Annotated in this window: 16 protein-coding genes; 7 read left to right on the plus strand and 9 right to left on the minus strand. The window is 41.0% G+C overall.

Annotation, left to right across the window (positions count from 1 at the left end; all coding sequences use genetic code 11):
• Positions 1-126: 126 nt before the first annotated feature.
• The 4 genes from A33Q_RS19960 to A33Q_RS19975 are packed head-to-tail and all read left to right on the plus strand — an operon-like array spanning position 127 to position 6438.
• A complete protein-coding gene (locus A33Q_RS19960) occupies positions 127-915 on the plus strand; it encodes an alpha/beta fold hydrolase (protein WP_009032899.1) in 789 nt (262 codons plus the stop codon).
• 23 nt (positions 916-938) lie between these two features.
• A complete protein-coding gene (locus A33Q_RS19965; protein WP_009032898.1) occupies positions 939-2027 on the plus strand; it encodes an efflux RND transporter periplasmic adaptor subunit in 1089 nt (362 codons plus the stop codon).
• A gap of 2 nt (positions 2028-2029) precedes the next feature.
• Positions 2030-5095: an efflux RND transporter permease subunit gene (locus A33Q_RS19970; RefSeq protein WP_009032897.1), complete on the plus strand. Its 3066-nt coding sequence runs from the start codon at positions 2030-2032 to the stop codon at positions 5093-5095.
• Entirely contained in the window at positions 5092-6438 is a 1347-nt protein-coding gene (locus A33Q_RS19975) for a TolC family protein (protein WP_009032896.1), read from the plus strand. Before A33Q_RS19970 ends, A33Q_RS19975 begins: the two co-directional genes overlap by 4 nt.
• A 159-nt stretch (positions 6439-6597) precedes the next feature.
• Here the strand turns inward: A33Q_RS19975 and A33Q_RS22250 are convergent, their stop codons facing one another.
• On the minus strand, positions 6598-6780 hold the full coding sequence (locus tag A33Q_RS22250) for a hypothetical protein (protein ID WP_040490736.1): 183 nt from the start codon (positions 6778-6780) through the stop codon (positions 6598-6600).
• 212 nt (positions 6781-6992) lie between these two features.
• Between A33Q_RS22250 and A33Q_RS19985 the strand changes: the two genes are divergently transcribed.
• On the plus strand, positions 6993-8393 hold the full coding sequence (locus A33Q_RS19985; protein ID WP_009032895.1) for an MltF family protein: 1401 nt from the start codon (positions 6993-6995) through the stop codon (positions 8391-8393).
• A 383-nt stretch (positions 8394-8776) separates the two neighbouring features.
• Here the strand turns inward: A33Q_RS19985 and A33Q_RS19990 are convergent, their stop codons facing one another.
• Positions 8777-9484 carry an SAM-dependent methyltransferase gene (locus A33Q_RS19990; RefSeq protein ID WP_009032894.1) on the minus strand — a complete coding sequence of 236 codons (708 nt, stop codon included), beginning with the start codon at positions 9482-9484 and terminating at the stop codon, positions 8777-8779.
• Positions 9485-9636: 152 nt separating this feature from the next.
• Here A33Q_RS19990 and A33Q_RS19995 point away from each other — a divergent pair, with 152 nt between their 5' ends.
• On the plus strand, positions 9637-10983 hold the full coding sequence (locus tag A33Q_RS19995) for an amidohydrolase family protein (protein WP_009032893.1): 1347 nt from the start codon (positions 9637-9639) through the stop codon (positions 10981-10983).
• A 312-nt stretch (positions 10984-11295) separates the two neighbouring features.
• Here A33Q_RS19995 and A33Q_RS20000 read toward each other — a convergent pair whose 3' ends face one another.
• The 5 genes from A33Q_RS20000 to A33Q_RS20020 form a co-directional block, all read right to left on the minus strand.
• A complete protein-coding gene (locus A33Q_RS20000) occupies positions 11296-12057 on the minus strand; it encodes an alpha/beta fold hydrolase (RefSeq protein WP_009032892.1) in 762 nt (253 codons plus the stop codon).
• Positions 12058-12219: 162 nt separating this feature from the next.
• Positions 12220-12990, minus strand: a complete 771-nt coding sequence (locus A33Q_RS20005; RefSeq protein WP_009032891.1) for a ThuA domain-containing protein — start codon at positions 12988-12990, stop codon at positions 12220-12222.
• A gap of 25 nt (positions 12991-13015) precedes the next feature.
• Positions 13016-13795 (minus strand): M15 family metallopeptidase, encoded by a 780-nt coding sequence (locus A33Q_RS20010; RefSeq protein ID WP_009032890.1) that lies wholly within the window; start codon positions 13793-13795, stop codon positions 13016-13018.
• A complete protein-coding gene (locus A33Q_RS20015) occupies positions 13796-14560 on the minus strand; it encodes an SDR family NAD(P)-dependent oxidoreductase (protein WP_009032889.1) in 765 nt (254 codons plus the stop codon).
• 71 nt (positions 14561-14631) lie between these two features.
• On the minus strand, positions 14632-15456 hold the full coding sequence (locus tag A33Q_RS20020; protein ID WP_009032888.1) for an NAD(P)H-binding protein: 825 nt from the start codon (positions 15454-15456) through the stop codon (positions 14632-14634).
• A gap of 107 nt (positions 15457-15563) precedes the next feature.
• Here A33Q_RS20020 and A33Q_RS20025 point away from each other — a divergent pair, with 107 nt between their 5' ends.
• The gene (locus tag A33Q_RS20025) at positions 15564-15986 is read left to right on the plus strand and encodes a hypothetical protein (RefSeq protein WP_040490737.1); all 423 of its coding nucleotides are present in this window, start codon (positions 15564-15566) and stop codon (positions 15984-15986) included.
• Between the two features lie 34 nt (positions 15987-16020).
• Here A33Q_RS20025 and A33Q_RS20030 read toward each other — a convergent pair whose 3' ends face one another.
• Entirely contained in the window at positions 16021-16671 is a 651-nt protein-coding gene (locus A33Q_RS20030; RefSeq protein WP_009032886.1) for a sterol desaturase family protein, read from the minus strand.
• A 141-nt stretch (positions 16672-16812) separates the two neighbouring features.
• Complete coding sequence (gene bshA / locus A33Q_RS20035) at positions 16813-17958, minus strand: N-acetyl-alpha-D-glucosaminyl L-malate synthase BshA (RefSeq protein ID WP_009032885.1); 1146 nt, start codon at positions 17956-17958, stop codon at positions 16813-16815.
• Positions 17959-18006 lie beyond the last annotated feature (48 nt).

The following is an 18006-nucleotide window of genomic DNA, read 5'->3' on the forward strand; positions in this document are numbered from 1 at the left end:
CGCTAAAAATCAACTATAGCCACCTGTGTTTATTTCTTTTCAATGAAGAACGAAAGGCCTTAGCTTTCGGTTGAATAACTATCTATGTCCCTATCCAGTTATATGCTCAGCACAAACACTAAAGGCATGTTGTATTATAAAACGTACAAACATTCTTCCAGTAAGGAATGGGTAGTATTTATTCATGGGGCAGGTGGCTCTTCCTCCATTTGGTACAAGCAAATCAGGGAGTTCAGAGAAGACTTCAACCTACTTTTGATAGATCTTAGAGGCCATGGTAAGTCAGCCAAGTCTATCAAAAACATCTGGAAAGACGAATATACTTTCCCGGTGGTTACCAAAGATATTATAGATGTGCTGGATCATTTAAGTATTCCTCCAGCTCATTTCATGGGTGTCTCTCTAGGAACTATTCTGATCAGGCAGTTGGCCGAAATGGAGCCTCAAAGGGTAAAGTCCATGGTGATGGCAGGGGCGATCACTAGATTGAATTTCACTTCCAGGATATTGGTTTTTTTGGGAAATACCTTCAAAAGTGTGGTCCCTTACATGTGGCTATACAGTCTTTTCGCATGGATTATCATGCCCAGGAGACATCACTCAGAGTCAAGAAATTTGTTTATCAGAGAAGCAAAGAGACTTTGTCAAAAGGAATTTATCAAATGGTTCAAATTGACCAAAGATGTTAATCCACTTCTTAAGTATTTCAAAGAGAAGGATTTAGCGATTCCTACTCTTTATGTAATGGGAGATGAAGACATCATGTTTTTGGAACCTGTCAAAAAAATTGTAAAAGAACATAAACTTTCTATCTTAAATATTGTCAAAGAATGTGGTCATGTTGTAAATGTAGAGCAGCCTGATGTGTTTAATCAGCTATCTTTACAATTTCTTAAGAACCAAAATCACTCATAATAAATTCTTTGTATCAGCCTAGAATGAAAAAGCAAACGAAAATACTTCTTACAGTCGCTATCATCGCAGTGGTCGCGGTTATTTTTATTTATCCTAGAAAGGACCAAATTTTTGGAAACGCATCTCAAGGTTCATCTTCTCCGACAGGTGGTACCGCAGGGGCCGGACAGGTGCTGCCCGTCAATGTAGTTGAGCTAAGACCGGAAAGGCTAGAAAATAATCTTAGCGTCACAGGAACAGTTCTTCCTAATGAAACAGTAAATCTCAGGCCTGAGATTTCTGGTTTGGTTACCAAAATTGCTTTCCGTGAGGGAGAATTTGTCAAAAAAGGTACGCCTTTGGTTTACCTCAATGACGACGAACTCCGCGCACAATATCAAAGGTTGGAGTATACCAAAAAGCTCTTCGAAAGTCAGGAGAACAGACAAAAGCAATTGTTGGAAAAGGAAGCCATCTCGCAGGAAGAATACGACATTGTCCTCAATCAGTTCAATACCAACCTGTCAGATATGAACCTGATCGAAGCGCAACTGAATAAAACAGTAGTAAGGGCGCCATTTGATGGTATCTTGGGGTTACGACAGGTATCTGAGGGCAGTGTAATCAGCACTACCGATGTCATCGCGAGTATAGTCAATATTGATCCTATCAAAATTGAATTTTCTATTCCTGAGCGCTATGCCGGTATGGTGGAGCTGGGATCTAAGATCTTTTTCTCCAGTGAGGCCGGGGGGCAGCAGGTTGAAGGGACGGTCTATGCGTTTGAACCTACCATTGACAGTGGGACGAGAACGCTTAGGTTAAGAGCGACCAGTCCGAATAGAGATAGGAAATTCCTTCCAGGAATGTTCGTCAGGATAAAGTTTGTGCTAGGCGTTGAAGAAAATGCTTTTTTAGTGCCTGCTGAGTCTGTTGTACCGGAACTGAATGGTTATAAGGTGTTTGTCAGCAATGCTGAAGGAGTAGTAGAAGAAAAACAGGTATCCATCGGTACCCGTACCGAAACGCAAGTACAGATAGTGGATGGATTGAAAGAAGGTGATCTCGTATTGACCACCGGTGTGTTGCAGGTAAGGACAGGAATGACTGTCAATTATAATAAAATCAACTGATTATGGCGAGTTTATCTACCATCAGTATAAGAAGACCGGTTTTGGCTATGGTGATGTCCCTGGTCATCCTATTGTTTGGTGCAATAGGTATCAGTCTTTTAGGGGTAAGGGAATTTCCAAGTGTTGACCCTCCTATCATCAATGTGAGGACCACTTACGTAGGTGCAAATGCGGATGTGATTGAAGCACAAATCACCGAGCCTCTGGAAGAGGCTATCAACGGAATTGCCGGAATTCGGTCTTTGACCTCTACCAGTAATGATGGTACGAGTAATATCACTGTGGAATTTGATGTGGGTGCAGATTTGGAGGCAGCTGCCAATGACGTGAGAGATAAAGTTTCCGGTGCTGTCAGAAGACTTCCTCCCGACACTGAGCCTCCTGTGGTTTCCAAAGCAGATGCTGATTCTCAGCCGATTGTTTTCCTCAATGTACAAAGCGATAGGAGGAGTCTTCTGGAGCTTTCCGATATCGCGAATAATATTTTTAAAGAAAGACTGCAAACCATCCCAGGTGTAAGTACTGTACAGATATGGGGCGAAAAAAGATATGCGATCCGTTTAAGGATTGACCCTTTGAAGATGGCCTCTTACGGCATCACGCCTACGGATGTTCTGAGCAAAGTACAGACTGAAAACGTGGAATTGCCTTCTGGAAGGATAGAGGGGTCTACTATCGAACTCTCGGTCAGAACAAAAAGTAGGCTGAATTCACCGCAGGAGTTCAATGACCTGATCATCAAAGAGGACCAGAATAATATTGTCCGGTTTCAGGATATAGGGAAGGCCGAGCTGGCCGCACTAAATGAAAGAACAGTTCTCAAAAGAGATGGGATTCCTATGGTCGGCGTGGTTTTGGTTCCCCTTCCGGGTTCCAATAATATTGAAATCGTTGATGAATTCTACAAGAGACTAGAAACCATCAAAAAAGATATCCCAGAAGATATTCAACTTGGGATAGGTTTTGATTCGACCAAGTTTATCAGAAGTTCAATCTCTGAAGTACAAGAAACTATTCTTATTGCCTTCCTCTTGGTAGTTTCCATTATTTTCTTGTTCCTGAGAGACTGGAGAACCACATTTATTCCTGTTTTGACTATACCGATCTCTTTGGTAGGTGTGTTTTTCATTATGTATGTGATGGATTTTTCCATCAATGTACTGACGCTATTGGGTATCGTACTTTCTATCGGTTTGGTGGTGGATGATGCCATTGTGGTATTGGAAAATATTTATGCCCGGATTGAAAAGGGTGAAAATCCGGATAAGGCAGCTGAAAAAGGTGCCGAAGAAATCTTCTTTGCCGTAATAGCGACTACGGTAGCATTGGCCGCAGTATTCCTCCCGGTAATTTTCCTTACCGGAACAACAGGTAGGCTGTTTAGGGAGTTTGGTATCGTGGTAGCAGGAGCTGTAATAATTTCCTCTTTTGTAGCTTTGACCATGACTCCAATGTTGAGTTCAAAACTGCTGAAGAGAAGGGAAAAGCAAAATGCTTTTTACAATTTCACTGAACCGGTCTTTGTATGGCTCAATGAAAAGTACAATAACCTGCTTGCAGGTTTTATGCAGATCAGATGGTTGGCCTTTGTGATTATAGCCGTGATGGGCTTTGGTATTTATCAGCTGTTCAACATCATCCCAACCGAGCTTTCGCCCATTGAAGATAGGGGTGAGATGCGGGTAAATCTTACCGGTCCGGAAGGAGCGACCTTTGGATACATGGATAGGGTTCTTGACGAAATGACCCAGGATTTTATGGAGAAAATTCCTGAAGAGGAAAGAGAAGGTATCATTACGGTGACTTCTCCCGGATTCGGGACAGCAAGTACCAATTCAGGATTTTTAAGGCTGATCTTAAAAGACGGATCTGAAAGAGATAGAACCCAACAGCAGATCTTTGATCAGGTTCAGGGAATGTTGAGAAATTATACTTCTGTCAGGGCTTTTGCCACACAGCCACCTTCCATTGGAGATAGAAGAGCGGGTCTTCCGGTACAGTATGTGCTTCAGGCTCCTACTATTGAGAAACTTAAGGATGTGATTCCTGAATTTATGGAGAAGGCAAATCAAAGTGAAATCTTCAGTTTTGCAGATATCAACCTGAAGTTTACAAAGCCAGAAATTGAAGTGGAAATAGACAGGGAAAAAGCAAGAAACATTGGCGTATCTGTTCAGGAGATTGCTAGAACCCTGCAGCTTTCATATTCAGGGCAAAGATTCGGTTACTTCATCATGAATGGAAAGCAATATGAAGTAATCGGAGAGATGCAGTTGGAAGATAGAAATGAACCTATCAACCTGAGAATGCTTTATGTCAGAGCTGAAAATGGGGAGTTAATCCAGATGGATAATCTGGTTACGATCAGGGAAAAAAGTACTCCGCCTCAGTTGTATAGATTCAATAGATTTGTAAGTGCGACAGTTTCTGCTTCACTTGCTCCTGGTTATACCATTGGAGCAGGATTGGATGAAATGGACAGAATAGCAGCGGAAGTACTGGATGAATCATTCAGTACTGATTTGGCGGGCCTTTCCAAGGAATTTAGGGACAGTTCAAACTCTTTGATATTTGCATTCCTATTTGCCCTCATCCTGATTTACTTGGTTCTTTCAGCACAGTTTGAAAGTTTCTTGGACCCATTGACTATTATGTTTACAGTGCCATTGGCATTGTTTGGAGCCTTGTTCTCACTTTGGCTCTTTGACTTTACATTGAATATTTTCTCCCAGATCGGGATCATCATGCTCATAGGATTGGTAACCAAAAACGGTATCCTGATCGTGGAATTTGCCAATCAACGTAAAGCCCAGGGTATGAGTATTGACGAAGCAATTGAAGGAGCGGCGGCAGCGAGGTTTAGACCTATCCTGATGACCAGTTTGTCCACTATTCTCGGGATCCTTCCTATTGCCTTGGCTTTAGGTGCCGGTGCCGAAAGCCGTGTTCCGATGGGCGTTGCCGTAATAGGTGGTCTGGCATTCTCCACTATCCTGACACTATTCGTGATTCCGGCGATTTACACATTTTTAACCTCCAAAAAAGGAAGACTAGCTAGAGTACAATGAAAAAAATAATTGGTTTACTTTCCTTATTATGCCTGTGCTTTCATGTAGCGCATGCGCAGGATTCTGGTAACATTGATCTGGAAGAAGCGATCTTGATTGGTCTTGACAATAACTTCGGAGTGAAGATTGCCAGAAATGATCAGGTCATTGCAGAAAGAGAAGCTAGAATTACCAGGGGAAGTCTCTTGATGCCTATAATTGATGCTACTTTCTTAAGATCGTATACTATTGACGATGTAACTCAGCAATTTGCAAATTCTGAACAACCTAATTTCATTCCCAACGCGACATCAAATAATGAAAATTATGCTCTAATTGCAGGCTATGGTTTAAGACCGGAGGCAATTTACACGATGAAAATCATGGGTAAGCTGGCGGAAGTGAGTGAGTTGGAAGCCAAAGTAATGGTGGAAAATACCGTTGCGGGTATCGCAACTGCTTATTATCGCTTGGTTTTGGAAATTCAGCGGCAAAAGGTCCTTGAAACCACTTTGGAACTTTCTCAGTCACGACTGGATATTGCTCAGGCCCGTTACGAACTTGGTGGGGCAGGAAGAAGGGATTTTCTAACTGCTCAAGTGGATTACAACGCAGATAAATCTTTATTGGTAAATCAGGAACTGGCGATTAAAAATGCCAGAATCAATTTCAATGAGTTATTGGCCCTTTCACCAGGAACCAATCTCGAGGTGAACGATACCATCATAGTGCAGAATAACCTTGTCTTGGATGACCTGGTAGAAAATGCTTATATCAACAATAAGCAGTTTCTTATAGCCCAGAGAAATAAAAATGTTGCCTACCTGACATTGAGAGAAACTCAAGCGTCAAGATTGCCTTTTATTAATTTCAATGCAAGTTATAATAACAGCAGATTGGAAGCGCAGGCCGGTATTCTTCTTTTCAATCAGAGGGAAGGTTTCAATTACGGATTGACAGCAGGATTCAATGTTTTCAATGGATTTGCTCTCAATAGACGGATTCAAAATGCCAAAGTACAAAGAGTGAATGCGGAATATGCTGTTCAGCAGTTTGAAATACAGTTGGCTTCGGACATTCAAAGGGCATATAATATTTACAATACCAACATGCAATTACTTGATATTGAGTTTGCCAACTATCAAGTAGCAACGGAGAGTGCAGATATCGCTTTGGAAAGGTTCAGATTGGGGATTGCAGATTACCTGCAGTTCAGAGATGCCCAGGTGAACTTGTTGACTGCTCAAGACAGGTTGATTACAGCTCTTTATAATATCAAAGAAATGGAAATCGAACTGATGAGGTTGTCGGGTAGAATTTTTTATCAAAACGGATCAGAACAGTTTTCTCTGAATTTAAAGTGATTAGGTCTACACAAAGCTAAGAGGCCAAGGCTCGCAAAGGGAATTTGAAGCTTCTCCGCCTCGGCGGAGATGCATGATGTGGTTTTGCGTCATTCTGAGATTTTGAAACTGACATTTAACGAAAGGGAGTGACATCTGCAGACCCGTCATTCTGAGTTACTAAAATTGGTATTTACAGAAAGGAAATGACAGTTGGTGTACGTCATCCTGAACCGGAGCTTGCGGAGGTGAAGGATCTCCTCTATTTTGGGAGACTCTCCCTTCGTCAGAGTGATGTACGTTTCTGTCAAGGGTAGCGGAGCTTGCGGAGTCGAAAGCCTGTCCCGCAGCATTGCGGGGCATCTCCTGCACTCAAGGCAAAGAGACTCCCCGAAACAATTGGGGCAGGCTTTCGCTTCACTCAGAGTGACGATCCCTACCTATCATCAGGACAAGTTCTGCGCAGATTCAAATTCCTCGTATTTTTATTTAAATCTGTTCCTGTAAGACTTTGGTATATAATTTGTTAAAGGAGTCCCTTGGATCATCAAATCCGTAATTTCGGATACAAATGCATGAGGAAAACCCTTTTCACGATTACATATTTATTGATTTTCACAATCTTCGGAGTACAGTGTACTTTTTTTGAAAGAGAGATCAAGAAGGAGAATTTTTGGGAAAATCCTGTAAGCTTTGACCTGGATGAGATTGTAAAAAGAGGCTATATCAGAGCAGTTGTCGATAATTCCTCCACCAGTTATTATATCTACAGAGGAAGAAGAATGGGTTATGAGTTTGAAATGCTCAGAAACCTAGCTTCAAGCCTCGGAGTAAGGTTACACTTGATCGTAAAATCTGACATCAATGAGGCTTTTTATCTTTTGAATAGAGGCAAAGCGGATATTATAGCCATGAATCTGGAGGTGACCGAGGAAAGGAAGCAATACGCTGCTTTTACGGAACCTTTAGGGCAAATGGGAACGGTGCTCGTTCAAAAGAACAGAAACAGCAGGGTTACTGATTTTAAGGATCTGGATAACAAAATAATACATATCCGAAAAGACGCAGTATACAAAGCTCAATTATGCGCGCTTCAAAAGGAACAGGGGATTTCTCTGGCTATTATAGAAGAAAAAGGAGATAGTGAATATTTTGTCAATAAGGTTGTCAAAAATGAGATAGACTTCACTGTGGTGGACAGAGTAGTAGGCTTGGTCAACGCTACCTATTACGAAGATTTGGACGTTTCCCTAGAAGTCAGTCCTAAATCAGACGTGGCCTGGGCTGTAAGAACAAACGCATTGGACTTGCAATCCACCATCAATGATTGGTTAGCTCAGAAAAACAAGACGGGCTATATTAACATGCTCTATGCTAAGTATTTCCAAAATTCCAAAAACAGTTATTTCAGAAGTAATAGTCCTTTTTCTTCTGTGGGGGGAAACAATATTTCTCCATTTGACGGTCTGATACAAAAAGGCGCAGAATCATTGGGCTGGGATTGGAGGTTATTGGCATCCTTGGTTTATAAGGAATCAAGATTTGATACCACTGCCACTTCTTATGCCGGGGCAGTTGGATTACTTCAGCTGATGCCCGTGACCTTGGAGAGATTTGGTGTGGAAGACCCCCATGATCCTTTGCAAAGCCTAATGGGTGGAGTTAATTACCTCAGGTATTTAGATAAGTTTTGGAGGGAAAGGATTCCTGAGACCAATGAGCGAATCAAAGTAATATTAGCCTCATACAATATTGGCCATGGTCATGTGGAGGATGCCTGGAAACTTGCCATCAAGTATGGTAAGAATCCGCAGAATTGGGAGAGTATAGCCCATTTTCTCAAACTCAAATCAGACCCTGAATATTATAAAGATCCAGTGGTAAACCTAGGCTTTGCAAAAGGCCATTTGGCTGTCAATTATGTGGATGATATTATGATTCTGTATGATTCCTATAGGGTGTTGATCGAACCGTAAATTATTTGATAGTGATGGATATTCACTTTGTGATATTGGTGGATATTTGATTGAAGTACAGTAGAAATATGAGTGAAACCAGAGCTTTAGCGAAGGTCCTGAGAGCAGAGCGATTCGGAATAAATAGAAATATAGTAGGGACGGGAGCTTTAGCGTTGGTCCTGAAAAAACATTTTTTCTTTCATGATTTTCAGCTTTCTTACCAGTAGAACCTTAATAGTGATATAAACCTATGATTTCAAGCCAATATCAATAAATTTCTAATATCAATCAGTATCTGAATTTCCAAAAATGACCTTTCTATTAGTGTTGGGTCTGATTGGAGAAAACCCTTATACTTTTCTTTAATCCATTTGAGCTCCCCTGTGATTAGGGGAGTTTTTTTACGCCGAATACAATACAAAAACTGTCGGGATCTTATGTAAATCGATTTTCACCCTTTTCCAATCCTGTACTGATTTGGTCTGGATCATTTCGTCTGAGCCTGTCAGGTTTTTGGCAATGCACAATTGGGTATCCGGTCTTAAAGTGTCTACCAAGTCAGTAAGAAGGTGATTGTTACGAAAAGGCGTCTCCATAAAAATCTGGGTCATGCGGTTTTTCAGAGACTCAGCCTCTAGGGTTTTGATCGCCTGTATCCTTTCTTTCTTTTGAATGGGCAGGTAACCATGAAATGCAAAAGACTGCCCATTGAAACCCGATCCCATCAATGCCAAAAACATGGAGCTCGGTCCGCTCAGTGGCACTACCTGAATGTCATGCTGATGTGCAAATGTCACCGCTAGGGAACCCGGATCTGCAATACCGGGGCAACCTGCTTCAGAAATTACTCCTATATCTTTTCCTTCAAAAATGGGCTGCATGATTTTTTCCAGTTCTACCGGCTTGGTCTTTTTATCCAAAATTTCAAAGTTCAGGTTCTCAATGGTAAGTCCCAACCTTAGGCTACTGATGTATCTTCTGGCAGTCCTGACATTTTCAACCAAGAAATATTGGGTTTGAGAGATAACTTCTTTTACCTGCGGACTGATAACATCCGTGGTATTTTCTGCAAGCACGTTGGGTATAAGATAGAGTTTGCCTTTTGCCATAATCTGATTAATAAACTACAAAGATGCTTAAAAAAATGTAAAGCAAAGATTCTACACTGATTGATGGCCAGCTGATTCAAATGAATTACACTATTGGACAGATGGTTTCGGTAATTTTCTCTAAATTTTAGCTTGAAATCACCTTAACCTTTATGAAAAAATCATATACCTTTTGTTTCTGTCTGTTTATCGTCTTGACAAGCATTCCTCAGCTACTCTATGCACAAGAGATCAAAGCCTTGGTCGGAGGAACCATGATCGATGGATTTGGTGGCCCTCCACTGCGTAATTCTGTAATCATTATCGAAAATGAGCGGATAAAGGAAATCGGACAGGTTGGATTTTTGCCAATTCCTGAAGGGGCCGAAGTGATTTCTACTGAGGGCATGTCTGTTCTTCCAGGCCTTTGGGACATGCATGTGCACTTGATGCTCAACGGCCATTCCAATTACACCCATTGGGATACCACCTATATTGATATTTTGGAGCCGGTTATCATGCCATCCTCAGCACATCAGTTGCTTCGGGCGGGTGTGACAAGTGCAAGGGACTTAGGTGCACCCTTAGAGGCCAGTATTAATGTCAGAGACAGAATCAATAAGGGAGAAATTCCCGGACCTACTATTTATGTTTCCGGTCCTTTTATTCAAAAAGAACCCTATCCTGGTACCAAGGCCTTCCGATGGGGAGTAAATGGCCCGGCGGATGCAAGGGCAAAAGTCAAGAAGTTGGTGGATGCAGGCGTAGATGTGATCAAGTTGATCGATCACGATGAGATGACTTTTGAAGAAGCGAAAGCGGTTGTGGATGAGGCACATAAGTATGGTATTCCTGTCATTTCGCATTCCCATAGACCGGATGAAATCAGAATTGGTTTGCAGATTGGCGTGGATTGTTTCGAACATACAGGCTTGGCTTCGGCGCCAGAGTATCCCGAAGATATCATTGCCATGATCAAGGAAAGAACTGCAAAAATGAACATGGGGCCGCTTTTCTGGACGCCCACGGTGGAAGGACTCTACAATTATGAATATATGCGCAATAATCCCGAAAAGTTGGATGACCCGGATTGGCACCTTGACCTTCCCGATTCCATAATCAGGGATATAAGAGCGTCTTTGCGCTTTCCAGGTAGAATGCCCTATTTCCAGCTGACACCTGTAAGAAAGCCTACTTTAGAGCGGAAAATCAATCAACTCAAAGATGCAGGAGTAGTTATGATGATAGGAACAGACAGCGGAATACCGATGAAATTCCATAGCCAAAGCACCTGGAATGAACTGGATGTATGGGTGAATGAGTTTGGATTTGATCCTATGTTGACCATAAAGGCTGCTACTTACTGGCCGGCAGTTTCCATGAAGGTGGATCAGGATTATGGGACTATCAGCGAAGGAAAGTATGCCGATATCATTGCTGTCAAAGGTGATGTTTTGAGATACATCAGTCTATTACAAAATGTCGATATGGTTATCAAGCATGGGAAGAGGGTGAAATAAGAGATTCAAGTCTAATCCAGTAGTTGAGAGTTGATAAATTGTGTAACCGTTTAATTGATTAACTGTATTTTCTGATTCCGAACAATTCCTAAGTTAAAAGCCAATAAGCTGGATTAAGCAGCTTACTGGTTTTTCAAAAACAAATTAAATTAATGAATAACTTGTCCGAAGTGGCGGATCCAACTTGCCTGCGGCAGGCAGTTATCTATTGCTATCTGGTTGATCTAGGCCCGAACTTAATTTGGTTGGTGATCTAATTGAGGATATACAAAAAGCATAAAATAATTACACATATATTTACGTTAATCTTTCTTACCTCTTCAAAAACGTCCTCACCGTTTCCACAACAGCTTGGGGTTGTTCGGCATGTAGCCAATGACCTGCCTTTTTGATATAAATTAGATGATGGTTAGGGAAAAGTCTTTCAATATCTTCCTTGTCTTTATCTTGGATATAGTCTGAGTTTTCACCTCCCATAAATAGGGTAGGTTTCTCAAATGGTTTTTCAGATTTGATTTCCTCTCCCACGTTTTCAATTTTTTTGGTAATGACCGGGAGGTTCATTTTCCATTTAAATCCACTTTCTGTTCTCGCCAGGTTCTTGAGCAAAAACTGTTTGATTCCTGGATTATTGATATACTCTGAAAGGGCATCATCGGCCTCTTTTCTGTTTTTGATCTTATCGATTGGCACAGCATTCAATCCTTCCAGTATAGTTTCGTGATGAATGGGGTAGTACCTAGGTGCAATATCCGCGACAATCAGTTTTTTTATTTTTTCGGGAAAAGTAAGCGCAAATTTCATCACTGTTTTGCCTCCCATGGAATGCCCCAGCAGGTTTGCCTCTTTTAGTCCTTCGGATTCCATAAAGGCATTTAAGTCTTCCGCCATCACTTGGTAATTCCATTCTTCACTTTTGGGCGAATCTCCATGATTTCTTTGGTCAACAAGGTAAAGGGTAAACTCATCTTCGAGCTCTTTGGCTATGCTGAACCAGTTGTCAGCAGAGCCAAAAAGACCGTGAAGTATGATCAGTGGCTCTCCTGAGCCGGTTTTCTTGAAGTTTAATTTCATTTTTTTATTTGATTATCCGCTTTCTTGAATGTGATCTCAATTACAAGGATTAATGATTGTCCTAGAGCAATATCTAAATATCCAATATCAATCAATATCGAATTGTCATACAAATAGGTTTTTTAAATCATTAATCATATCATAACGGATATACATATTTCTTTAATCTTCTATAGGGAACCCTTTGGCTGCATACCAAATGCCTCCATAGATATGTTGTAGGAAATTTTCATTCAAGAATGACCAATCTGTATGTCCTAAAGCAGTATAAAAGATCCTGCCTCCATCATATTCGTGGGTCCAAGCCATAGGGTGAAAGTCACCCATGCCCTCAGTAGGCTTCCAGGAGAAATTGGTGTCGTAGGAAGTTTCATCAGCAGTGATCAGGACCCTTACATTTTCATTGAAATTTTTGAAAGCATACAACTCGTCAGTCCATAGCCATTTCTCAGGAAGGTGGTAAGTCGCAGGGTGCTTCCTGTCCACTACATTGAGTCTTACAGATTGGATATAAGGATGATTCATGAACTGTGCCCCGATGAGTTTGGTGTACCATGGCCACTCGTATTCTGTATCGGTAGCGCTGTGGATGCCCACTACTCCCTTGCCACTTTGTACAAATCTCTGGAAGGCAGCTTTTTGATCTTCATTAAAAATCGTTCCTGTAGTACTCATCAGGATAATGACATCGTATTCTTTGAGTTTTTCATCAGTAAATATATCAGCATCTTCCGTAGCGTAAATAGAAAACTGATGATCTCTTGCAAGCTTCTTCAGAGCTACCACACCATCAGGTATGGATTGATGTCTGAATCCTTTGGTTTTGCTAAACACCAATGCTTTGAATTGCGCTTGGGCTGAGCTTTCAACCTGAGTTGCAAATAAGATGATAAAGGCCATCAATAGACCTGTCCAATAGGTTTTTGAGTTCATAGTTATAGGTTTTATTATTGAAATTTTATTTTACAATACCGTACTTTTCTACGGCTTCTTTTCTAGTGAATGCATTGAAATGCCACCACTCTGAGCCAATTCCCGTAAAACCACCATACTTCATGACTTTTCTGAGAATTTCCCTGTTTTTCACATGTTCCTGATTTATTTTACCTTCCCGGAGCATCTGTTTTTCTCTATCTGGATAGGCAGGATACCCAAAGAAATCGAAGGGGGTTCCCATGTCCAAAGCTTCTCCTGTTCCTGCATCTGCCAAAGTCAGATCCACGGCCACACCAAAGTTGTGCAAACCGCCAACTTTTGGATCAGCCACATACAATGGTTTGATACTATCAGGCTTGTCCAATTCATCCCAAAGGATTTGCTGTACACTTTGAGGCCTTACGCCGTCGTAAATCAAAAAGGTAAGTCCGGGATGCTCCTCTTGTAATTTATCATGGGCTTTTTTGAGCATCTCTGCTACTTCAGGCTGAACATAGCATCTGTAGAGATCGCCATAAACATCTTTCCCAAAAAAATTATCTGTGGTGGAATACTTTAAGTCTACAAAAATACCGGATATGATATCTTCTACGTCTACAAGTCCTGCATCGATGAGGCTTTGTTCAAGTTCACCATATTCATTATCTATTTCAAAATCTTCATCGTCAATTACCCAATCCTGCCTCTGCGGAGTTTCTATGCTTTCTTCAGGTAAATCTACCTCGGCTTGTGAATTATTCTTGGTTTCACAGGAAAAAAGGATATGGAGAGCAAAAAGTAAAGTATAGATTTTATTTTTCATTTATTGATTGGTTTTGTTGACTATAGTGGCGGAGGCCTGAGCTGTGGGTAGCATAATAATATCTGCCAAAACTACATGGGCTGGACGGCTTACCGCAAAGGCGATGGTATCTGCTATATCTTCAGCAGTCAAGGGTAAAAAGCCTTTATACACTGAACTGGATCGCTCTTCGTCACCTTTAAATCTGACCAAAGAAAATTCAGTTTCTACCAGCCCAGGGTGTACTCCGGTGACGCGGATTCCATGTGGATTGAGGTCCTGCCTCATTCCATTGGTAATTGCATCCACTGCATGTTTGGAAGCGCAGTACACATTACCGTTAGGGTATACTTCTTTTCCTGCAATAGAGCCTACATTGACAATTGTTCCTGCTTTCCTCTCCACCATGCCTGGAATAATTTCTTTAGAGACGTAGAGAAGTCCTTTGACATTTATATCAATCATTGCGTCCCAGTCTTCGAGGCTGCCTTTATCTATAGGGTCCATGCCGTGGGCATTGCCTGCATTATTGATCAATACATCAACCTCTTTCCAGGAGGTGGGGAGGGCAGAAAGTGATTTTTTCACTTCGTTTTTATCTCTTACATCAAAAGCTAGGATCAATGCTTCTGAACCATCTTTTTCCAACTCTTTTTTGAGCTGCTCCAGCCTTTCCTTTCTTCTCCCCGTAGCAATGATGGCAAATCCCAATTTTGCTAGGGATATAGCAGTAGCCCACCCTATTCCGGAAGTAGCTCCGGTGACCAAAGCAATTTTCTTTTCCATGTGTCCAATCTAAAAATAATTCAGCAGGGAAGGAAGTATAAATCCACCATTGGAGATATTTGACGGGTTATTTATTGTTTTTTTTTCTCATACCAAAAGTCCAAAGGATTGGGTATTTTGAATTCATAGCCTGTTTTGATGATTTTTTCTGGAGAAATCACTTTATAAGGGATAATCTCTTTAGAATAGTTTTTTGGAGGAGCGAACCCCAGGTCCTTTGCGTTTTTCTCATAAATTTCTCTGCGTACCGGGTGCTCAGGAGCTACACCGTTGAAGATTTCATTCCAAAGCGCTTGACTTATGATCCAGGCTGCAAGATTTACCGCGTCATCTCTATGAATGTAATTGACAGGTGTATCTCCCTGTACATCTTCCTTGCCCGAAAAATACCGGCCTGGAATCCGGTCTACACCCAAGAGTCCCCCATACCGGATAATGGTCAAGTCAAAACTCTTCCCCGATCTGAGGATGTTTTCTGCATTCAAAAGCGCTTTGTTTCCAGTATTTTCCAGGTCCAGATGATCATTTTCAAAAGCTGTTTGATTTTGATCAGGGTAGACAGAGGTGGCAGAAACATAAATCAATTTTTTTACTCCGGCCTGAGTGGCCATTTCTTTGATGAACTTAATCTGTTCCGGATGAAAAGTATCCGGCAGTCTTCTGGTTCTTGGGGGGAGGTTGACAAAGAGAATATCAGTCTCAAAAAGTCCTTGATAGCGCTCTCCCTGAGGGTGTGGGCAGAATTGTAACAAACTCGGGTTGAGCTCTTTTTTTTGAAGTCTTTCAAGCTTCTCTTCGTTGGTGGTGCTACCTTTGACTTGGTAGCCCATTTGCTGAAGTTTTTCTCCTAATGGTTCGCCAAGCCAACCTAAGCCAAGAATTGAAATTGTATGCATGAATATTTGTTTTTTAAAGCTATAAATTCAGTAATTTAAGGGGAAAGGAACGGAATTGGAATAATTTTGGCAACCTTTTAACCCTTTGAGGTATTTATTTTCGAATTATGAGATTAAAGTCATACATATTCTTAGCTGCAATTCTGATAATTGTAGCCTGCAAGCCAGATAAATCTGACAATTTGCTTTTGGGCAATTGGTTTGGGTTTGATACAGATTCCACCTACTACGAACTGTATATTGGGGATACTGTAATTGTGCTCAATCATGAAAAGCTTGGGATTGCTGAATATGTTTATGAAAAAGATGGCAATAAATTGATTACGACTACTCCACTTTTTTTTGAAAGGGTTTGGAATCTTGACACGCTGACAGATACCACTATAGTGATTTCCGACACCCTTGAAGTGCATCAGTTTAGGAGGCTTGATCTGGATATTGATTTTTTCAAAAGTTCCAAGGACTCTACAGAATATTATAGGTTTAGACAGGATTTTATAGCTAGGAACCCCAAACAAAAACCTGAATAAAAAATGCCTACTTTCTTTAAGCAGGCATTAAAAATTATTTGTCCTTTCTAGGCATTGTCCCCAAGATATAATCCCATAATGGGGAACTGACACCAAAAGCCACATCCGGATCCTTGTAATGGTGCACAGCGTGATTTACCCAAAGAATTTTAAGGAAATTTTTTGGAGGCTGAAAAGCATGCACAGCATAGTGAACACCCAGATATGCTGCATATCCAAAAAGAAATCCAGGTAAGAAATAGAGTGCAAAATCGCCCATAATAAATGTGAAAACAACATAAAATATAAATGCATAGAATGCGCTCACAAAGGGCGGCATGGCCAGTCTGTCTTTATCTCTAGGGTAATCATGATGAACTCCATGCACTGAATACTGTAATTTGTCTTTGATACTGTTGTCAGGCTCCATGTGGAAAAAATGCTTGTGCATCATGTATTCTACAAAAGTAAAGGCTAACAAACCTGCCAGAATTACCAATAGTCCGATTCCTAAAGATATTCCCGTACTGGTAACCGCAAAATATAAAGAAATTGCAGAGATTGAGAAAAACATAACAATTGGAATACTGATATGTGTTCTTGACAACCTTTCCAAGACGGGGTTATCAAACATCTGAGCAGAGCCATTATTGTCAGGCCGGTCCAGCCTTCCTATTTTTTTCAATGTGGTGGTAGTCGCTTTCATGCCTAAATTTTTTTTAAACAATTTTATACTAGCCAATAGCTAAAGTATTAATTTTTCAACAATTATCTTAGAATAACGGTATTAAATCAATTTGGTTGGTCAAAATCCGATATCCTTTTAATTAATTTTAGCTGATTTATATCATAAATCAACCATTTTGGCACTGGCTTTCTCTATAGTCTCTTTGTAAAATTCTTCATACAAAGGGAGGATTCTGCTGACATCCAATTCCTTAGCCCTGGCCAAAGCATTGGCTTTGAAACGTGCCAAGTTGTTGTCATCAAGAATCTCCATTGCTCTTCTGGTCATTTCTTCAATATTGCCCACTTCACAGGCAAAACCTGTGACTCCATTGATATTCAACTCAGGTATGCCTCCGGCATTGGACGAAAGCACAGGTACTTCACAGGCCATCGCTTCCAGGGCAGCAAGTCCAAATGATTCTTTTTCGGAAGGCATCAGAAAAAGATCCGCCACTGAAAGCACTTCCTCTACCGCTTCCAGCTTGCCTAAAAAGCGGATATCATCACAAGTTCCTAATTCCCTGCAGAGTCTTTCCATCCTGTCCCGCTCAGGGCCATCTCCTACCAAGAGCAACTTTGCAGGCATTACCTTTCTCACTTCAAAGAAAACCCTGATTACATCTTCCACTCTTTTGACTTTTCGGAAATTGGAAGTGTGTACCAGTAATTTTTCTCCATGAGGACAAATGGCAAGCTTGAAATGCTCTTTTTTCTGTTTTTTAAAACGCTCTAAATCTATGAAATTGGGGATCACCTTGATATCGGTTTTGATATCAAAATGATCAAAAGTTGCCTTTTTCAAATCTTCAGATACTGCCGTAACTCCATCGGAATGGTTGATGCTGAAAGTGACTACAGGTTCATAGCTGGGATCTTTTCCCACTAACGTGATATCGGTACCATGGAGTGTAGTCACAATAGGGATGTGAATGCCTTCCTCTTTTAGAATTTGTTTGGCCATGTAAGCGGCTGAAGCATGAGGGATAGCATAGTGTACATGCAGAACATCAAGCTGTTCATATTTCACGACATTTACCATTTTACTGGCAAGGGCTAGTTCATAGGGAGCATGTTCAAAAAGCGGGTAGCTCTTGATGTCAACCTCATGGTAAAAGAGGTTGGCGCTGAAAAAATCCAATCTTGTAGGTTGTCTGTAGGTGATAAAATGTACCTGATGACCCTCTTTGGCTAAGGCTTTACCTAATTCAGTGGCTACTACCCCACTACCTCCAAAGGTCGGGTAACAGACTATACCGATTTTCATATTGGTTATTTTAGATTTCTTATGTTCAGACTTGGTAACACCCATCTT

Origin of the sequence: Indibacter alkaliphilus LW1, from assembly GCF_000295935.2 — a bacterium.
GTDB classification, from domain to species: domain Bacteria; phylum Bacteroidota; class Bacteroidia; order Cytophagales; family Cyclobacteriaceae; genus Indibacter; species Indibacter alkaliphilus.

What these genes read in the sequence shown, in the direction of transcription:
- A33Q_RS20000 (WP_009032892.1), bottom strand. Translation starts at nt 12,057, where the DNA reads ATGAAATTAAACTTCAAGAAAACCGGCTCAGGAGAGCCACTGATCATA.
- bshA (WP_009032885.1), bottom strand. Translation starts at nt 17,958, where the DNA reads ATGAAAATCGGTATAGTCTGTTACCCGACCTTTGGAGGTAGTGGGGTA.
- A33Q_RS19970 (WP_009032897.1), top strand. Translation starts at nt 2,030, where the DNA reads ATGGCGAGTTTATCTACCATCAGTATAAGAAGACCGGTTTTGGCTATG.
- A33Q_RS19975 (WP_009032896.1), top strand. Translation starts at nt 5,092, where the DNA reads ATGAAAAAAATAATTGGTTTACTTTCCTTATTATGCCTGTGCTTTCAT.
- A33Q_RS19990 (WP_009032894.1), bottom strand. Translation starts at nt 9,484, where the DNA reads ATGGCAAAAGGCAAACTCTATCTTATACCCAACGTGCTTGCAGAAAAT.
- A33Q_RS19995 (WP_009032893.1), top strand. Translation starts at nt 9,637, where the DNA reads ATGAAAAAATCATATACCTTTTGTTTCTGTCTGTTTATCGTCTTGACA.
- A33Q_RS20020 (WP_009032888.1), bottom strand. Translation starts at nt 15,456, where the DNA reads ATGCATACAATTTCAATTCTTGGCTTAGGTTGGCTTGGCGAACCATTA.
- A33Q_RS19985 (WP_009032895.1), top strand. Translation starts at nt 6,993, where the DNA reads ATGAGGAAAACCCTTTTCACGATTACATATTTATTGATTTTCACAATC.
- A33Q_RS19965 (WP_009032898.1), top strand. Translation starts at nt 939, where the DNA reads ATGAAAAAGCAAACGAAAATACTTCTTACAGTCGCTATCATCGCAGTG.
- A33Q_RS19960 (WP_009032899.1), top strand. Translation starts at nt 127, where the DNA reads ATGTTGTATTATAAAACGTACAAACATTCTTCCAGTAAGGAATGGGTA.
- A33Q_RS20010 (WP_009032890.1), bottom strand. Translation starts at nt 13,795, where the DNA reads ATGAAAAATAAAATCTATACTTTACTTTTTGCTCTCCATATCCTTTTT.
- A33Q_RS22250 (WP_040490736.1), bottom strand. Translation starts at nt 6,780, where the DNA reads ATGCCCCGCAATGCTGCGGGACAGGCTTTCGACTCCGCAAGCTCCGCT.
- A33Q_RS20005 (WP_009032891.1), bottom strand. Translation starts at nt 12,990, where the DNA reads ATGAACTCAAAAACCTATTGGACAGGTCTATTGATGGCCTTTATCATC.
- A33Q_RS20030 (WP_009032886.1), bottom strand. Translation starts at nt 16,671, where the DNA reads ATGAAAGCGACTACCACCACATTGAAAAAAATAGGAAGGCTGGACCGG.
- A33Q_RS20025 (WP_040490737.1), top strand. Translation starts at nt 15,564, where the DNA reads ATGAGATTAAAGTCATACATATTCTTAGCTGCAATTCTGATAATTGTA.
- A33Q_RS20015 (WP_009032889.1), bottom strand. Translation starts at nt 14,560, where the DNA reads ATGGAAAAGAAAATTGCTTTGGTCACCGGAGCTACTTCCGGAATAGGG.